The sequence below is a fragment of the uncultured Arthrobacter sp. genome (genome assembly GCF_902805515.1).
Taxonomy (GTDB): Bacteria; Actinomycetota; Actinomycetes; order Actinomycetales; family Micrococcaceae; genus Arthrobacter_D.
Genome location: NZ_CADCTE010000154.1, coordinates 12179 through 28360, shown reverse-complemented (window position 1 = coordinate 28360; position 16182 = coordinate 12179). Strand labels below are relative to the sequence as shown.

Genomic DNA, 16182 nt, shown 5'->3' with positions numbered 1-16182 from the left:
CTCGTCCTCCTCCAGGATCCTGCGGCGGGAGCCGGTGCGCATTTTCCTCCACCGTTATCAAATCGTACATTACTGGACAGTAACGAGGGCTGCGGCACCCTATAGTCTATGAAAATGCCTGTAGTCGTCGGCGATATCAAAGGAGCTATTGTGCGCGAAATCAGCGTTCCCGTCCTAGTGGACGTCCCCCGCAACAGCAACACTACCGACCTCGTGGTGCGGCAGGCGGAAAAGGCGTCAAACCCGGCCCTGTTCTCCGTCCAGGACGCAGCAGGCCAGTGGCGGGACATTCGCGCCACCGAGTTCCGCGAGCAGGTCGAGGCAGTCGCCAAGGGCCTGATCGCCTCGAACGTCAACCCGGGCGACCGGGTGGCGATCATGGCCCGCACCCGCTACGAGTGGGCCCTCGCCGACTTCGCCATCTGGTTCGCCGGCGCCGTCCCGGTTCCCGTCTACGAAACCTCCTCACCGGCGCAGGTCGCATGGATCCTCACCGACTCCGGCGCCGTGGCGGCCTTCGTCGAGTCGGCCCGGCACGAGAACGTCGTCCGTGAAGCCGCGGCCGGCGAGAGCGCATCCGCCCTGACCCACGTGTGGCAGTTCGACGGCAACGGACTCGAAACCCTCCGGACCGCGGGGACCCTGATCGAGGACTCGACCCTCGCGGACCGCCGGTCGCTGGCGAACCTCGACGACATCGCCACAATCATCTACACCTCCGGCACCACGGGGCGCCCCAAGGGGTGCGAGCTCACCCACGCCAACTTCGTCGAGCTCTCCGAAAACGCTGCCGCGGCACTGTCCGAGGTCGCCCACGAGGGTGCGCGCACCATCATGTTCCTGCCGCTCGCGCATGTCTTCGCCCGGTTCATCTCGGTGCTGTGCGTCGCCGCCGGAGCGACGGTCGCCCACACCGCGGACGTCAAGAACCTGCTGCCTGACCTGCAGAGCTACCAGCCGAGCTTCATCCTGGCCGTTCCCCGGGTCTTCGAGAAGGTGTACAACAACTCGATGCTCAAGGCCGAGGACGGCGGCAAGGGCAAGATCTTCCACGCCGGCGCCGACGTCGCCATCGCCTGGTCGAAGGCCGACCAGGCCGGGAAGGTCCCGCTGGCCCTGCGCGCCAAGCACGCCCTGTTCGACCGGCTGCTCTACCGCAAGATCCGTGCCGCCATGGGCGGAAAGGTCGAGTACGCGGTGTCGGGCGGAGCGCCGCTGGGCGACCGGCTGGGCCACTTCTTCCACGGCATCGGCCTGCTGGTCCTCGAGGGCTACGGGCTCACCGAGACCACGGCGCCGCTCACGGTGAACACCCCGCGCAAGGTCAAGATCGGCACGGTCGGCGCCCCGCTGCCGGGCAACGCCGTCAAGATCGCCGACGACGGCGAGATCCTCGCGAAGGGCGTCGCGGTGCTCCGGGGCTACTTCAACCGGCCGGACCTCACTGAAGAAAACTTCGTCGACGGCTGGTTCCGCACCGGTGACATCGGCGAGCTCGACGCCGACGGGTACCTGCGCATCACGGGCCGCAAGAAGGAAATCATCGTCACCGCCGGCGGCAAGAACGTGGTGCCCGCGATGCTTGAGGACACCATCCGCGCCAACGCCATCGTGTCGCAGTGCGTGGTGGTCGGCGACCAGCGTCCGTTCATCTCGGCCCTGATCACCCTCGACGAGGAGGCCCTGCCGGGCTGGCTCGAGCGCCACCAGCTGCCGGCCGGCACCACCATGGAGGAGGCCGTCAGCCACCCGGCGGTGCTGGCCGAGATCCAGACCATCGTCGACGAGGCGAACAAGACGGTCTCCCAGGCCGAGGCGATCAAGGTGTTCCGGATCGTCCCCTCCGACTTCACGGAGACCAGCGGCCACCTCACGCCGTCCCTGAAGATCAAGCGCGCCCAGGTCCTCACCGACTACTCCGACATCGTCGAGGGAATCTACGCCACCCCCCGCGTATAGGGGGCCCGGCGCGTCGAAAACGACCGGCCCACCTCAAAACGACGAACGCACCCGAAATATCGGGTGCGTTCGTCGTTTCCGGGTGCGTTCGTCGTTATCCGGCGCGGCGGCAGGCCTCAGTCGTGCAGTTCGTCGACGACGAGCGCGGCCAGCTCGATCACCGCGTTGCGCGTGGCCGGCTGCAGCTTCGCCAGGTCGATGCGTGAGCCCTCGGCCAGGTGCCGGTCGTACGGGATGCGCACCACCGTGCCGACCCGGGAGAGGAAGTGCTCCTCGATCTCCCCGACCCTGACCTGGGTGCCGTTGCCCGAGGACAGGTTGATGACAACGATCGCCTTGGCCACCAGGTCGTGCCGGCCGTGGGCCTCGAGCCAGGACAGGGTTTCCGAGGCAAGCCTCGCCTCGTCGACGCTTCCGCCGGAGACGAGCACCACGGTGTCCGCCTTCTCAAGGGTTCCCTTCATCACCGAGTGCACCATGCCCGTGCCGGAATCGGTGAGCACGATGGAGTAGTACCGGCTGAGGATGTCGGTGACGGCGCGGTAGTCGGCATCGTCGAAGGCCTGCGCCACCGCGGGGTCGGTGTCCGAGGCCAGGACGTGCAGCCGGGAGCCGTCGCGGGTGACGTAGTGGGCCAGCTGAGCGAAGGAGTCGACCATGAACCGGTTCTGCACCAGCTGGCGGGCGGTAAAATCGGCGCGTCCCGGGGAACGGTCGGACAGCGTTCCCCGGTCGGGGTTGGCGTCCATCGCGATGATGCGGTCCTCGCGCATGTCGGCGAGCGCCATGCCGAGGAGCGTGGTGACGGTGGTCTTGCCCACGCCGCCCTTCCGGGAGAGGACCGGCACATATCGGGTGTGCCCGCCGAGGCGGACGGCGATCCGATGTTCGGTCGCCCTGCGGATCCGCACCGCGTCGGAGTCGCCAAGGTTCACATAGCCCAGCGTCGCGGAGTAGAGCAGGCGCCGCCAGCCGCCGGAGGGCGGCCGCTCGGTCCCGGTCAACAGGCGGTCGGCGGTCAGCGCGGACGCCGGTTCCGGCCCGGTTTCGCGCACCCGGCGGGCGCTGGGCGGCTCCTCGGCTGCGGAATCTCCGGTCCCGGGAACGGTACCGCCGGCCGGCTCCTCCGCGGAAGGCTCGGCGGATCCGCTCGGGCGCCACCCGGTGGGCTCGGTGCTTCCAGCCGGCTCCCCCGCGGCAGGCGCGGCGGATCCGCTCGGGCGCCACCCGGTGGGCCCGGCGGGCACCGGAATGGAGAGGAGGTTCGGTGCGGAGGTGGCTCCGATCTCCGGAATGAGCGTGGGCGGCAGCGGTGCCTGGATGATCGGAACCGGGCCGACCTGCACTCCGCCGTTCCACAGGCCCGCGGCCGAGGACTGCGGCGGCGCGCCCGGGGCGCCGCCCGGGGAGGGCGCTCCGACGGCGGCGGGGTTCTGGCTCGAGGCAGGGGCCTCGCCAGCAGGGGCCTCGTCAGTGGAAGGCACGTCGGTGGACGGCACAGCGCCGGCGGCGGGCTCCCCGCCGGCGGCGTCCGCGCCTGCCGAAGACTCCGCAGCGGGAGCCGTCACCCTGTCCGAGGCCTTCGCCGCATCCGAGGCCCCCGCCTCGGTCCTGCCGGTCGGGGCCGGACCGGTGGCCCCCCGGGCAGCCGTCCCGGATCCCGTCGCCTCCCCTGCGCCCTGCCCCGGCTCGGCCGCGGCTTCCGGTTGTTCCGGGTCGGGTTGAGTGGGACTTGAGGGGGATTTCGAGACCATGGTTCCTCACGGGGTTGGGTACGGGCCGGGCGCGCCGGACGGTGCGGGGCATCAACGATGAACTCTAGCGCAGCGCCTCCGGACCGGGATCGACTCCATCCCGGTCCCGAGGCTGAAGGCTCAGGCCGGGCTGATGACGACGAGCAGGTCGCCGCCCTGGACCTGCTGGGCGCCATTGGCAGTGATGCGCTGCACGGTGCCGGCCGTCGGGGTGGTGATGTTCGCTTCCATCTTCATCGCCTCGATGGTGGCGACGGTGTCGCCGGCGCTCACCGTGGCGCCCTCCGCGACGGTCACCGTGACGGCGCCCGCGAAGGGTGCCGCGATATGGCCCGCATTGGACGGGTCGGCCTTCTCCGCGGCCTTGACGTCGCTCGTGACGCTGCGGTCGCGCACCGAAACGGGCCGCATCTGGCCGTTGAGGGTGCACATCACCGTGCGCAGTCCCTTCTCGTCGGCGTCCGAGACGGCCTCAAGGGTCGCGATCAGCCTCACGCCCTTCTCGAGTTCGATGACGTGCTCGCCACCCTGCTGCAGGCCATACAGGTAGTCGGCGGTATTCAGCACCGAGACGTCGCCGTAGGTCTCCCGCGTCCGGGCGAAGTCCGCGGCCGGCCCCGGGAACAGCAGGCGGTTCAGCGTGGTCCGCCGCTGGGCGGAACCCCCGGCCAGAGCCTGCTCGTCGGCGGACTCCAGGTCAACGATGCGCGGTTTCACGGCCCGCCCCTGAAGCGCCTTGGAACGGAACGGTTCCGGCCAGCCGCCCGGCGGGTCGCCGAGTTCGCCGTTGAGGAACCCGATCACCGAGTCGGGGATGTCGTAGTTCTGCGGGTTCTCCTGGAAGTCGGCCGGATCGGCGTTCGCGCCGACCAGCTGGAGCGCCAGGTCGCCGACCACCTTGGAGGACGGAGTGACCTTGACCAGCCGGCCGAGGATCCGGTCCGCCGCGGTGTACATGTCCTCGATCGCCTCGAACCGTTCGCCGAGCCCCAGGGCGATGGCCTGCTGCTTGAGGTTCGACAGCTGTCCGCCCGGGATTTCGTGGCGGTACACCCGGCCGGTCGGGCCCGGCAGCCCGGACTCGAACGGCGAGTATGTCCGCCGCACGGCCTCCCAGTAGGGTTCCAGGGAGCTGACCGCGTCGAGGTCGATCCCCGTATCCCGCGGAGTGTGGGCAAGCGCTGCCACGAGGGCCGACGCTGAGGGCTGGCTGGTGGTGCCGGCCAGCGGGGCGCTGGCGGTGTCGACGGCGTCCACCCCGGCGTCGACGGCGGCAAGGAGCGTCGCGAGCTGCCCGCCGGCGGTGTCGTGGGTGTGGAGGTGGACCGGCAGGTCGAAACGCTCCCGAAGGGCGGTCACGAGCTTCGCGGCCGCGGCGGGACGGAGCAGCCCCGCCATGTCCTTGATGGCGAGGATGTGCGCGCCTGCGGCGACCATCCGCTCGGCCAGACCCAGGTAGTAGTCGAGGGTGTAGAGGGTTTCCTTCGGGTCGAGCATGTCCGCGGTGTAGCACAGGGCGACCTCCGCCACGGCGGTGCCGGTGGCCCGGACGGCGCGGATTGCCGGTTCCATCTGGGACACGTCGTTGAGCGCGTCGAAGATCCGGAAGATGTCGATGCCCGAGGCGGCGGCCTCCTTCACGAAGGCCTCGGTGACGGCCTCCGGGTACGGGGTGTAGCCGACGGTGTTGCGCCCGCGCAGGAGCATCTGCAGGCAGATGTTCGGAATCTCCCGCCGCAGCGTATCGAGCCGGTCCCACGGGTCCTCCCCGAGGAAGCGCAGGCCGACGTCGTAGGTGGCACCGCCCCAGGCCTCAACCGACAGCAGCTGCGGAGTCAGGCGCGAGACCGACCCGCCGGCCGCCGCGAGGTCGCGGGTGCGCACCCGGGTGGCCAGCAGGGACTGGTGGGCGTCCCGGAAGGTGGTGTCGGTGACGGCAACGGCTTCCTGGGCGCGCAGCCGTGCGGCGAATCCCTCCGGGCCGAGCTCCTGCAGCAGCTGGCGGGACCCGGACGGCAGGTCCTGCCCGCCCTCGGTCAGCGCAGGCAGTTTCTCCCGCGGGTCGAGGTGGGCCGGGCGCTCTCCGTTGGGTTTGTTGACCGTGACGTCGGCCAGCCAGGTCAGCAGCTTGGTCCCCCGGTCCGCAGGGACCCTCGCGGTGAGCAGCTCGGGGCGTTCGTCGATGAAGGAGGTGGCGACGTTCCCGGCGATGAAGTCCGGGTCGTCGAGCACGGCCTGCAGGAAGGAGATGTTCGTTGAGACCCCGCGCACCCGGAACTCCGCCAGCGCCCGGCGGGCACGGGTGACCGCCGTGGGGTAGTCCCTGCCCCGGCAGGTCAGCTTCACGAGCATGGAGTCGAAATGCGGGCTGATCTCGGCGCCCGCGTACACCGTGCCGCCGTCGAGGCGCACCCCGGCTCCGCCGGCCGAACGGTAGGCGGTGATCCTTCCGACGTCGGGGCGGAACCCGTTGGCCGGATCCTCGGTGGTGATCCGGCTCTGCAGCGCGGCCCCGCGGAGCTGGACCGTCTCCTGGCTCAGGCCGAGGTCGGCCAGGGTCTCCCCCGCCGCGATCCGCAGCTGGGACTGGACGAGGTCGACGTCGGTGACCTCCTCGGTCACGGTGTGCTCGACCTGGATGCGGGGGTTCATCTCGATGAACACGTGCTGGCCGGCGCGCTCACCCACGGTGTCGACGAGGAATTCGACCGTGCCGGCATTGACGTACTTCAGGGCCTTGGCGAAGGCGACGGCGTCGCGGTACAGCGCCTGGCGGATGGAGTCGTCGAGGTTCGGCGCCGGTGCGATCTCGATGACCTTCTGGTGGCGGCGCTGCAGCGAGCAATCGCGCTCGAAGAGGTGCATCACGTTGCCCTCGGCGTCCGCCAGGATCTGCACCTCAATGTGGCGGGGGCGCAGCACGGCCTGCTCGAGGAACATCGTCGGATCACCGAAGGCCGATTCGGCCTCGCGCATCGCCGCCTCAAGCGCTCCCGGGAGGGCCTCGCGGGTGTCAACCCGCCGCATCCCGCGTCCGCCGCCGCCGGCGACGGCCTTGGCGAACACCGGGAAGCCGATCTCGTCCGCCGCCGCGATCAGCTCCTCGAGGTCCGCGCTCGGCCTGGAGGACTTCAGGACCGGGATGCCTGCCTCCCGGGCGGCGTCGAGGGCCTTGACCTTATTGCCCGCGAGTTCGAGCACGTCGGCGGGCGGCCCGACGAAGGTGATGCCCGCCTCGGCTGCGGCCCGCGCGAGGTCCGGGTTCTCGGAGAGGAAACCGTAGCCGGGGTAGATGGCGTCGCATCCGGATTCCTTCGCGACGCGGACCACCTCGGCGACGTCGAGGTAGGCGCGCACCGGGTGGCCCTGCTCTCCGATCAGGTAGGCCTCATCGGCCTTCTGCCGGTGGATGGAGTTGCGGTCCTCGTACGGGAACACGGCGACGGTCTTGGCTCCCGCCTCATGCCCTGCCCGGAAGGCCCGAATGGCGATTTCGCCGCGGTTTGCTACAAGAATCTTGGAGAACATGCCGCTCCTGCTTATTTACGGTGAATATGCTGGGGAATGTGCCGATAATTCGGTGGTACGCCGTGCGGTGAAGGATTGCGTGGTTTCAGCACGAGCCTACAGTCGGTTGACCACGCCCGCTCAAATTACGTCCGAATACTGGCCGTGGGACGCCGTGCGGCATGCCGCACGGGATTACCTCCCGCGGGACCATACAATAGGGAAGCGCATCAGTGCCGCCGTGCCCGCAGCCGGAATTCCCGCGATTTAAGGTAGAGGTCCAACCAGTGCAAGTAGTGAGTATCAGCAGCCTCAAAGGCGGCGTGGGGAAAACCTCCGTGACCCTGGGGCTGGCATCGGCGGCACTCGCAGCTGGCATCCCGACCCTCGTGGTCGACCTTGACCCGCATGCCGATGCGACGACGGGCCTCGGCGTCCGCGCCGGTGGGCAGCTGGACATCGGCCGGCTCCTGAAGAACGCCCGCCGCGCCGACCTCGCGGCCAACACCGTCCCCAGTGGCTGGGTCGAGACGGCGATCGAGCAGAACCTCGCCGGTTCCGGCGCGAAGCCGGTCCTCGACGTCGCCATGGGCTCGGCCTTCTCGGGCATCTACGACCGCCCGGACCTTGGGCGCCGCGACCTTCGCCGCCTCTCGACGCTGCTCTCCCGGGTGACCGGCTACGGCCTGGTCCTCATCGACTGCCCGCCCTCGCTCAACGGACTCACCCGGATGGCCTGGACGGCGAGCAACAGGGTGCTGCTGGTGGCCGAGCCGGGACTGTTCTCGGTGGCCGGCACCGAACGCACGATGCGCGCGATCGAACTGTTCAAGGCCGAATACGCACCGGGCCTGCAGACCGCCGGGATCGTGGCGAACCGCGTGCGTTCCTCCTCGAACGAGCACACCTTCCGTCTGGCGGAAATGAAGCAGATGTTCAATGAACTGCTGCTCAGCCCCACGATTGCAGAACAGGCCAACTGGCAGCAGATCCAGGGCGCCGCGCACGCGGTCCATCACTGGCCCGGCGAATCGGCCCGACAGGCCTCGGAGTACTTCGACGAACTGCTGCGCTCCCTGGTGGGCGCCGGCCGCCTGCGCAGCCGCGTCGCCCGCCGCTGACCAGCCCCGAACGGGCCGCGGGGTCCGTGGGTCGGCACGTCCCAGCCGCCGCAAGGACTGCGGCAGGCGATGGGTTGACGCCTGCGGATGACGGCGTCCGGCAATGCGCCGGACAATCTGCGGTGCAACTGTCCGCCTACCGGCCGAGCCCGCCGAACTCCCCTGAACCGTGCGATGCCTGCTGCCCGATGCGGGCCGGGAGGAGAAGAAGCTGCTGCCGATGCGGGCCCACCGATGCGCGGGCCAAATCATAAAGGAGGTAACCCGGCGAAGGCCGGGAGGTTCGTGCAAGACCCCGAGGAGGGCCGGGCGCTAGCCGATCCGGCGGGCCGTGCGGCGCTTGCTGAGCTCGTCGTCAGGGAAATCCTGGTCGGCCGCGTGTTCGCTCGGGAGCGCGGCGAGGCTTCCTTCGACCTCACGCCATACCCGGCCGACGGCGATGCCGAAGACGCCCTGCCCGCCCTGGACCAGGTCGATGACCTCGTCGGCGGAGGTGCACTCGTAGACGCTGGCGCCGTCGCTCATGAGCGTGATCTGGGCGAGGTCCTCAACGCCGCGTTCGCGCAGGTGTTCGACGGCGGTGCGGATCTGCTGGAGTGAAACGCCGGTGTCGAGGAGCCGCTTGACGACCTTGAGGACGAGAATGTCGCGGAAACCGTAGAGCCGCTGCGTGCCGGATCCTGACGCTCCGCGGACGGCCGGTTCGACGAGTCCGGTGCGGGCCCAGTAGTCGAGCTGGCGGTAGGTGATTCCGGCGGCCTTGCAGGCCGTGGGGCCGCGGTAGCCGGCGTCCTCGTCAAGGACGGGGAGGTCTTCGGTGAACAGTAAGCCCTGGGCGCTGGCGGGTATGCCAGTGCCCGCCGCGGCCGGGCTCTTCAGCTTGCCGGCGTCACCCTTCGGACTCACGCGTGCCTCCTCATTGGGTTCCCGGGGAAGTAGCCTCTGGAGGCCGGATCTCAGGGCTCTGTTACAGTGTGCCCCGAGTTCCTCTCCGTTGCAATGGGAACCGTATGCTTTGACGTTAGATCCCCCCGGACACAAGGTCAAAGATGCTGGCCTCGAAGATTTGCGTGTCGGGCGGTCAGGGCTCGAAATCCTCGGGCTCGACGTCGGCGAGGAATTCGCGGAACTGCTTGAGTTCCTTCTCGGCCGTTTCCTGGTCGCCGGCTTCCTCGTCGTCGGCCTCGGGGTCGGCGATCTCGACGCCTGCGGCGTCGAGGACCTGCTCCGCGCAGTAGATGCTGCAGGGGACGCGCAGGGCGACGGCCAGGGCGTCGGAGGCACGGGAGCTGACCCGAGTACCGTCGTCGAGGACGAGTTCCGCGTGGAAGACGGTGTCCTGCACAGCGACGATCCGGACCTCGGTGATGGCGCGTCCCGCGGCGGCGACAACGCTGACGAGAAGGTCGTGGGTCATGGGGCGGGGCGGGACGATGCCCTGCTGGACGAACGCAATGGCACTTGCCTCCGGTGCCCCGATCCAGATGGGGATGTGCCGCTCCCCCGCCAGTTCCTTCAGCAGCACGAGGGGCTGGTTGGAGGGCAGCTCAATTCGAACTCCGACAACTTCGACTTCGATCATGGCCGGCCTAACTGTCCATTCTGGCTATCTGAGAGTAAACCAGGGCGCTGTGAAGGTTAAGGCACAATTCGCTGATCTCGCGGGCGGTCTCGGCTGCCCGGGCCTTCGAGGCCACGTCGCGCCGCGAGGCCACCGGGGCGACGACGCGTTCGACCAGTCCGAGTTCGCGGTCGGCCGCGGCCCGGAAGGGGCGCAGGTGGCGGGGTTCAATGCCGTGGCTCTCGAGCTGGACGCAGGCCTGGGTGACCTTCAGGGCATGCTCATCGAACCGGCCCTCCACCGGGGCGATCAGCCCGAAGCTGATCAGGTCGTCGACCAGGCGGCGGGGGGCCTTGGCCTCGGCCGCGAGGGTCTCCGCGGTGAGCCTGCGGGCGTGGGAGCTGAGCTCGCGGGCCAGCTGGTCCGAGACCATCCGCGGGGACAGGCTCATCCCTCCGGGCAGCGACTCGGGCCGTTCACCGCGGTCGATGGCGTCAACGTAGTCCTTGATCACCTTCAGCGGCAGGTACTGATCGCGCTGAAGGGCCAGGACGAACCGCAGGCGCTCGACGTCGGTCGGAGCGTACTTGCGGTACCCGGCACGGGTGCGCTGCGGGCTGATCAGTCCCTTTTCCTCAAGGAACCGGATCTTGGACGCCGTGACCTGCGGAAACTCCGCCGCCAGCTCCCGCAGCACTTCCCCGATGTTGAGGACTCCGGAGCTGGGGTGGGCCGGGGCGATGCCGACGCTGCGCCGGCTGGGCTGGGGTGTCGGCATGAAGCGGATCAGGCCTGTGCCGCGGGCTGGGAGGGCGTCTGGCCTGCCGGAGTGGCGCGGGCGGCGTAGAAGGTGAGCCGGAACTTGCCGATCTGGACCTCGTTACCGCTGCGCAGCACCACGCTGTCCACGCGGTCGTTGTTCACGTAGGTGCCGTTGAGGCTCCGGGTGTCGACAACCATGAACCCGTTGGGGGTGCGGCGGAACTCGGCGTGCTGCCGGGAGACGGTGACGTCGTCAAGGAAGATGTCGGCGTTGGGGTGGCGCCCGGCCTTGGTGACATCCTCGTCCAGGAGGAACCGCGCTCCGGCGTTGGGGCCTGAATGGGCCACAAGGAGGGCGGAGCCTGCAGGCAGCGCTGCCACCGAGGCCTGCTCCTCCTTGGTGAGATGCCGTTCAACCTCCGCGAAGGCTGCCTGCGGAGGCAGGCCGATCGTCGTAGTTTCCGGGGACTCCATGTGGTGCCCTCCTTCGTTTACGGCTGCGCTGTCGTCGCCAACCATTGGTGTTTCCTCCCACATTAGGCGGCCAACCGGACAATGCCGGTTGGCCGTGAAGTACTGCCAGAGCCGGTGTGTCTAGCCTACCTGCTGCGAGTATTCCGTTGAACTCAGCAGGTCCTCGACAACCGACGCACTCTCAACCTTGATCTCCATCAGCCAGCCCTCGCCGTAGGGATCGGAGTTGATGAGGGCGGGATCGTCATCGAGCCCCTCATTGCGTGAAACAACCTCACCGGTGACGGGAGCGTAGATATCGCTGACACTCTTCGTCGACTCGACCTCCCCCACAACGTCCGCACCGGTCACCGAAGTGCCGACCTCGGGCATCTGGACGTACACCACGTCTCCCAGGGCGTCCTGGGCGAAGTCCGTGATTCCCACCCGGACGATGCCGGCAGCATTGGGCTCGGTGACCCACTCGTGCTCGGCGGTGTAGTAGAGGCCTTCGGGGACGTTGCTCATGATTGCCTTTCGTCGTTCTATCCAGGGGGGAGAGGGGCGGCGCTGCCCGAGCCGATCCTGATCGAGTATAGGCATAAATCATCGGCGGGTAGCGTGCCGCCCGGTTCAAATGAAGGCCTTATACGCTCCCCGGCGGACCTGTGGAAGTTATCTGTAGGGCGCCGCATTTATTGCCCGTGCGATTTCTCCCTGCCTACGGTTAATCGCGCGATCAGGGCGGGAGGTGATCAAAATGATCTCCACAAAATTGAAGACTCTCCCGGCGGCGCTGGGTGTGAGTGCGCTGCTTCTTGTCGGTTGTGGCGGTACCGGGGGTCCCGGCCCGGAAAACCCCGTCGAGGAGGTGACGCAGGATCCGACTGTGCCGGCCGCTGAGTCGGCGACGGCCGAGGCGTCCTGCGAGCCGCGCGGCGGCGACGGAGGAGGGACCGGCGGAACCGGGACCGAAACCGAAGGCACCGGCGCCACGGATTCCGAAAGCGTTCAACCGTCGATCGGAGCCACCGGCCCCGGTGGAACCGAAACCGACGCCCCCGGCGGCGGCGAGCAGGGAGCCGAGGGCACCGGAGCCACGGGCACTGCGGCCACCGGCACCGATGGCACCGAGACGGGGGGCGCGGGCACCGGGACTGAAACCGGAGGCACCGGGACCGAAACCGAGGCGGCCGGCGGAACCGGCACTGGCCGGGGTGCGGACGCCTGTGAGCCGACGGCCGGGGCGACGGACGCCGGCGCAACCGGGACCGACAACACCGGCGGCGGGGGCACCGGAACCGAAGGCGAAGGGACCGGGCCGGAAACCGCGGGACCCGACGGCGAGGAGGAGGGCACCGGCGGCGGTTAGCCGCGGTGCCGATTCCGGTCGGCGGTCAGCGCAGGGCGCGGAACGGTCGGCGGGCATCAGCGCGCCGGTGGACGCGCCGGTCAACGCAGCGCCGATTAAAGCAGCAGGGGCCGTTTCCGGTTGTTCCGGAAACGGCCCCTGGCCTGTGCCTTCTCTGTCGGGATGACAGGATTTGAACCTGCGACCCCTTGACCCCCAGTCAAGTGCGCTACCAAGCTGCGCCACATCCCGATCGGTTCAACCAGCCGGTCAAACCACCTCAATTACTGTACAGCATTTTCCGGGAGGCTCCGGACAATGGTCAGCGTTTGCGTCCCCGCTTTTCCCTCACGCGCATGCTGACCTCGATGGGTGTCCCCTCGAAACCAAAGGTTTCGCGCAGGCGGCGGGTGATGAAGCGCCGGTACCCGGGGTCGAGGAAGCCTGTGGTGAAGAGCACGAACTTGGGCGGCCGGCTCGAGGCCTGCGTGCCGAAGAGGATACGCGGCTGCTTGCCCCCGCGCACCGGGTGCGGGTGGGCGGCCACGAGCTCGCCCAGGAACGCATTGAGCCGCCCTGTGGGGATGCGGCGGTCCCAGGACTCCAGCGCGGTGTCGAGGGCCGGTACCAGGCGGTCCTTGTGCCAGCCGGTCAGTGCCGAGATGTTCACCCGCGGCGCCCAGTCGACGTGCGCGAGGTCCTGCTCGATTTCGCGCTCGAGGTACCGGCGGCGCTCGTCGTCGAGCAGGTCCCACTTGTTGAAGGCAAGGACCAGCGCCCGGCCGGATTCGATCGTCATATTCAGGACGCGGACGTCCTGCTCGCTGAGGACCTCGTCGACGGCCAGCAGCACGACGGCGACCTCGGCCTCCTCCAGCGCCGACTGCGTGCGCAGGGAGGCGTAGAAGTCGGCACCCTGCTGCATGTGCACGCGGCGCCGGATGCCGGCGGTGTCGACGAAGCGCCAGGTGCGCCCGCCGAGTTCGATCATCTCGTCGACCGGGTCGCGGGTGGTGCCCGCCAGCGGGTCCACCACGACGCGGTCCGTGCCGGCGAGCTTGTTCAGGAGGGATGACTTGCCGACGTTGGGCCGGCCGATCAGGGCCACCCTGCGGGGGCCGCCCGTGCGTTCGATGCCGCCGTGTTCGGAGAATTCGGGCAGGATCTCGATGACCTGGTCGAGCATGTCGGCCGTGCCCCTGCCGTGCAGGGCCGAGACGGGCCAGGGCTGACCGAAGCCGAGGCCCCACAGGAAGGAGGCGTCCGCCTCGTTCTGGATGTCGTCGACCTTGTTGGCGACGAGGATGACCGGCTTCTTCTTCCGGCGGAGCATCTTCACGACCGCCTCGTCGGTGGCCGTGGCGCCCACGGTGGCGTCGACGACGAGCAGCACGGCGTCGGCCATGTCGACGGCGATCTCGGCCTGGTCGGCGACGCGCGCCGCGATGCCCTTGGCGTCGACCTCCCACCCGCCGGTGTCGACGAGGGTGAAGTTCCGCCCGTTCCACTGGGCCGGGTAGGACACCCGGTCGCGGGTCACGCCGGGGGTGTCCTCAACGACCGCCTCGCGGCGGCCGAGGATGCGGTTGACCAGCGTGGACTTGCCGACGTTGGGCCGGCCGACGATCGCGAGCACCGGGTTGAGGCGCTGTTCGGCGTCGTCGTCGTACTCCTCGTCCCCCTGGGCGAGCAGCGCGGCGTCCTCTTCGTCGAGCTCGTAGTCGGCCAGCCCGGCGCGCAGCGAGGCCGCGCGCACCTCGGCTTCGGCGTCATCTAGCGCGTCGAGGTGTTCGGCGATCTGGTCGTCGCCGGTCGGTTCGAAATCAGTGTCGGGCCCGGTGGGGTCCTGGGGCGAGAGGTTCCCGCTCATGAGTGTTTTCCTTAATTCAGTCTGGACTGCTAGTGGGCGACGGTGTGGACGACGTCCAGGACGGCTTCGACCGTCTGCTCGAAGTCGAGCTCGGACGAGTCGACGGTTACGACCCCGTCGGCGGCCTGCTGGAAATTGACGACTGTCGAATCCTTGGCGTCCCGTTCGAGCACCTGCTGCTGCAGCTGGGACGAGGACTGGGTTCCGCCGAGCTGGTCACCGCGCCGCCGCAGGCGTGCCGATTCGCTGGCCGTGAGCAGGATCCGGACCTCGGCGTCCGGGGCGACGACGGTGGTGATGTCCCTGCCCTCGGCGACGATCCGGTGCCCGGCACCGGCGATCAGCGCCCGCTGGCGGCGGATCAGTTCGGCCCGTGCGCCGAGGGTCGTCGCCACGGCGCTGACGGCCTTGGAGACCCGGGGTTCACGGATCGCCGTGGTGACATCCACGCCGCCCAGGGTGACCAGCTCGCGGTCCGGGCTGGTGCTGATGTACAGCTCGATGGCCCGTGCTGCGTGCTCGACCGCGGCGGCGTCCTTGAGGTCGATCCCGGTGGACAGGCAGTGAAGCGTCACCGCGCGGTACATGGCCCCGGTGTCGAGGTAGGCGGCGTGGAGCCGGCGTGCGGCCTCACGGCTGACGCTCGACTTGCCCGAACCGGACGGTCCGTCGATGGCCACCACCAGCGACTTCCCGAGCCGGAAGTGGGAGTGGATCGTGGATTCGCTCATTGGACGACCTTCCAGCCGCGGCCGGTCAGTGACTCCGCCAGCTCGTTTCGACGGCCGGGGACAACCCAGACCTCTGCCATGCCGACCTGGCGGCCGGGTGAGTGCTCAAGGCGCAGGTCCTCGATGTTGACGCCAATGTCGCCGATTTCGGTGAGGAGACGGGCGATTTGGCCCGGCACGTCCTCGACGAGCACCGTAAGCCGGGCGAAGGAGCCCGGCGGCGTGCCGTGCTTGCCCGGGATGCGTGCCTGGCCGGCGTTGCCTTCGGCCATCAGCTGCGCCATGTCAAGGCGCGCGCCGGCGGCCACGGGGTTCTCAAGGGTGCCGATCAGCCGGTTGAGGTCCTCCCGCACGCCGTACAGGATCCGCACGAGCTTCTCGGCGTTCGCCGAGAGGATCTGCACCCACAGGCGGGGGTCGCTGGCGGCGATGCGCGTCACGTCCCGGAGCCCGTTGCCGGCGAGGGCAAGGGAATGTGCGGGGGTGTCGGCGAGCCGGCTGGCGACGAGGGAGGAGAGCACCTGCGGAAGGTGGGAGATCAGGGCAACCGTCTCGTCGTGCTCCTCCGGGGACATGCGCGCCGGCACGGCTCCGAGGTCCACGGCGAGGGCTTCGGCGCAGCGCACCGCGGTGGGCGAACTGGCCGGGCCCGGGCACAGGACCCAGGGCATGCCGGTGAACAGCTCCGCGGTGGCGGCCACGGGGCCGGAGCGTTCCCGGCCGGCCATGGGATGGGTGCCGACGTAGCGCTCAAGGAACGCCGGATCGCTTACCTCTGCCTCGATCCCCTGCAGGACGGCCGACTTGACGCTCGCGATATCGACGACGACGGCGCCGGGGTAGTCGGCGAGGGCCGAGGCGGCGAGCACCGCGGCCACGTCGGGCGGGGCCGCTACGACGACGAGTTCGGGCGCGAACCCGGAGGCATCTCCGAGGGCACGCCCGGCGCCGATATCAACGGCGACTGCCTGGGTGGACGGCGAGATGTCCGAGAGCGCGACCTCGACCCCGCGGGCGCGGAGCCTGAGGCCGATGCTCGCCCCGAGCAGACCCGTGCCGATGACCAGCACCGGACCGGCAAGATGCGTTCCGTTGTCCCTTGCAGGTTCCATC

The 16182-nt window shown here is 69.2% G+C and carries 13 protein-coding genes and 1 tRNA gene; 3 read left to right on the top strand and 11 right to left on the bottom strand.

What is annotated here, in order from left to right; translation table 11 throughout:
- The first annotated feature begins 150 nt into the window (after positions 1-150).
- Positions 151-1959, top strand: coding sequence for a long-chain fatty acid--CoA ligase (locus tag QZX79_RS14080; protein WP_294569100.1), 1809 nt, complete (start codon positions 151-153; stop codon positions 1957-1959).
- Positions 1960-2075: 116 nt separating this feature from the next.
- Here the strand turns inward: QZX79_RS14080 and QZX79_RS14075 are convergent, their stop codons facing one another.
- Both QZX79_RS14075 and QZX79_RS14070 read right to left on the bottom strand, forming a co-directional pair.
- On the bottom strand, positions 2076-3713 hold the full coding sequence (locus tag QZX79_RS14075; RefSeq protein WP_294569098.1) for a MinD/ParA family protein: 1638 nt from the start codon (positions 3711-3713) through the stop codon (positions 2076-2078).
- Between the two features lie 120 nt (positions 3714-3833).
- Entirely contained in the window at positions 3834-7241 is a 3408-nt protein-coding gene (locus QZX79_RS14070) for a pyruvate carboxylase (RefSeq protein WP_294569096.1), read from the bottom strand.
- A 266-nt stretch (positions 7242-7507) separates the two neighbouring features.
- Here QZX79_RS14070 and QZX79_RS14065 point away from each other — a divergent pair, with 266 nt between their 5' ends.
- Positions 7508-8341, top strand: a complete 834-nt coding sequence (locus QZX79_RS14065; RefSeq protein WP_294569093.1) for a ParA family protein — start codon at positions 7508-7510, stop codon at positions 8339-8341.
- Positions 8342-8653: 312 nt separating this feature from the next.
- Here the strand turns inward: QZX79_RS14065 and QZX79_RS14060 are convergent, their stop codons facing one another.
- The 5 genes from QZX79_RS14060 to gcvH all read right to left on the bottom strand — a co-directional run bounded on the left by QZX79_RS14060 (position 8654) and on the right by gcvH (position 11645).
- Positions 8654-9247 (bottom strand): MerR family transcriptional regulator, encoded by a 594-nt coding sequence (locus QZX79_RS14060; protein WP_294569091.1) that lies wholly within the window; start codon positions 9245-9247, stop codon positions 8654-8656.
- A gap of 175 nt (positions 9248-9422) precedes the next feature.
- On the bottom strand, positions 9423-9923 hold the full coding sequence (locus QZX79_RS14055; protein WP_133404879.1) for a bifunctional nuclease family protein: 501 nt from the start codon (positions 9921-9923) through the stop codon (positions 9423-9425).
- 7 nt (positions 9924-9930) lie between these two features.
- A complete protein-coding gene (locus tag QZX79_RS14050; RefSeq protein WP_294569088.1) occupies positions 9931-10680 on the bottom strand; it encodes a MerR family transcriptional regulator in 750 nt (249 codons plus the stop codon).
- 8 nt (positions 10681-10688) lie between these two features.
- Entirely contained in the window at positions 10689-11183 is a 495-nt protein-coding gene (locus tag QZX79_RS14045; RefSeq protein WP_294569086.1) for an FHA domain-containing protein, read from the bottom strand.
- Positions 11184-11258: 75 nt separating this feature from the next.
- A complete protein-coding gene (gcvH, locus tag QZX79_RS14040) occupies positions 11259-11645 on the bottom strand; it encodes a glycine cleavage system protein GcvH (protein WP_120169741.1) in 387 nt (128 codons plus the stop codon).
- Between the two features lie 232 nt (positions 11646-11877).
- Here gcvH and QZX79_RS14035 point away from each other — a divergent pair, with 232 nt between their 5' ends.
- Entirely contained in the window at positions 11878-12489 is a 612-nt protein-coding gene (locus QZX79_RS14035; RefSeq protein ID WP_294569084.1) for a hypothetical protein, read from the top strand.
- 157 nt (positions 12490-12646) lie between these two features.
- Here QZX79_RS14035 and QZX79_RS14030 read toward each other — a convergent pair.
- From QZX79_RS14030 to QZX79_RS14015, 4 genes are all read right to left on the bottom strand, one after another.
- A tRNA-Pro gene (locus QZX79_RS14030) sits at positions 12647-12720 on the bottom strand.
- A 70-nt stretch (positions 12721-12790) separates the two neighbouring features.
- Complete coding sequence (der, locus tag QZX79_RS14025) at positions 12791-14338, bottom strand: ribosome biogenesis GTPase Der (RefSeq protein ID WP_294569082.1); 1548 nt, start codon at positions 14336-14338, stop codon at positions 12791-12793.
- A 29-nt stretch (positions 14339-14367) separates the two neighbouring features.
- On the bottom strand, positions 14368-15069 hold the full coding sequence (gene cmk / locus QZX79_RS14020) for a (d)CMP kinase (RefSeq protein WP_294569080.1): 702 nt from the start codon (positions 15067-15069) through the stop codon (positions 14368-14370).
- Complete coding sequence (locus tag QZX79_RS14015) at positions 15066-16181, bottom strand: prephenate dehydrogenase (protein WP_294569078.1); 1116 nt, start codon at positions 16179-16181, stop codon at positions 15066-15068. Before QZX79_RS14015 ends, cmk begins: the two co-directional genes overlap by 4 nt.
- Between the last annotated feature and the right edge of the window lies 1 nt (position 16182).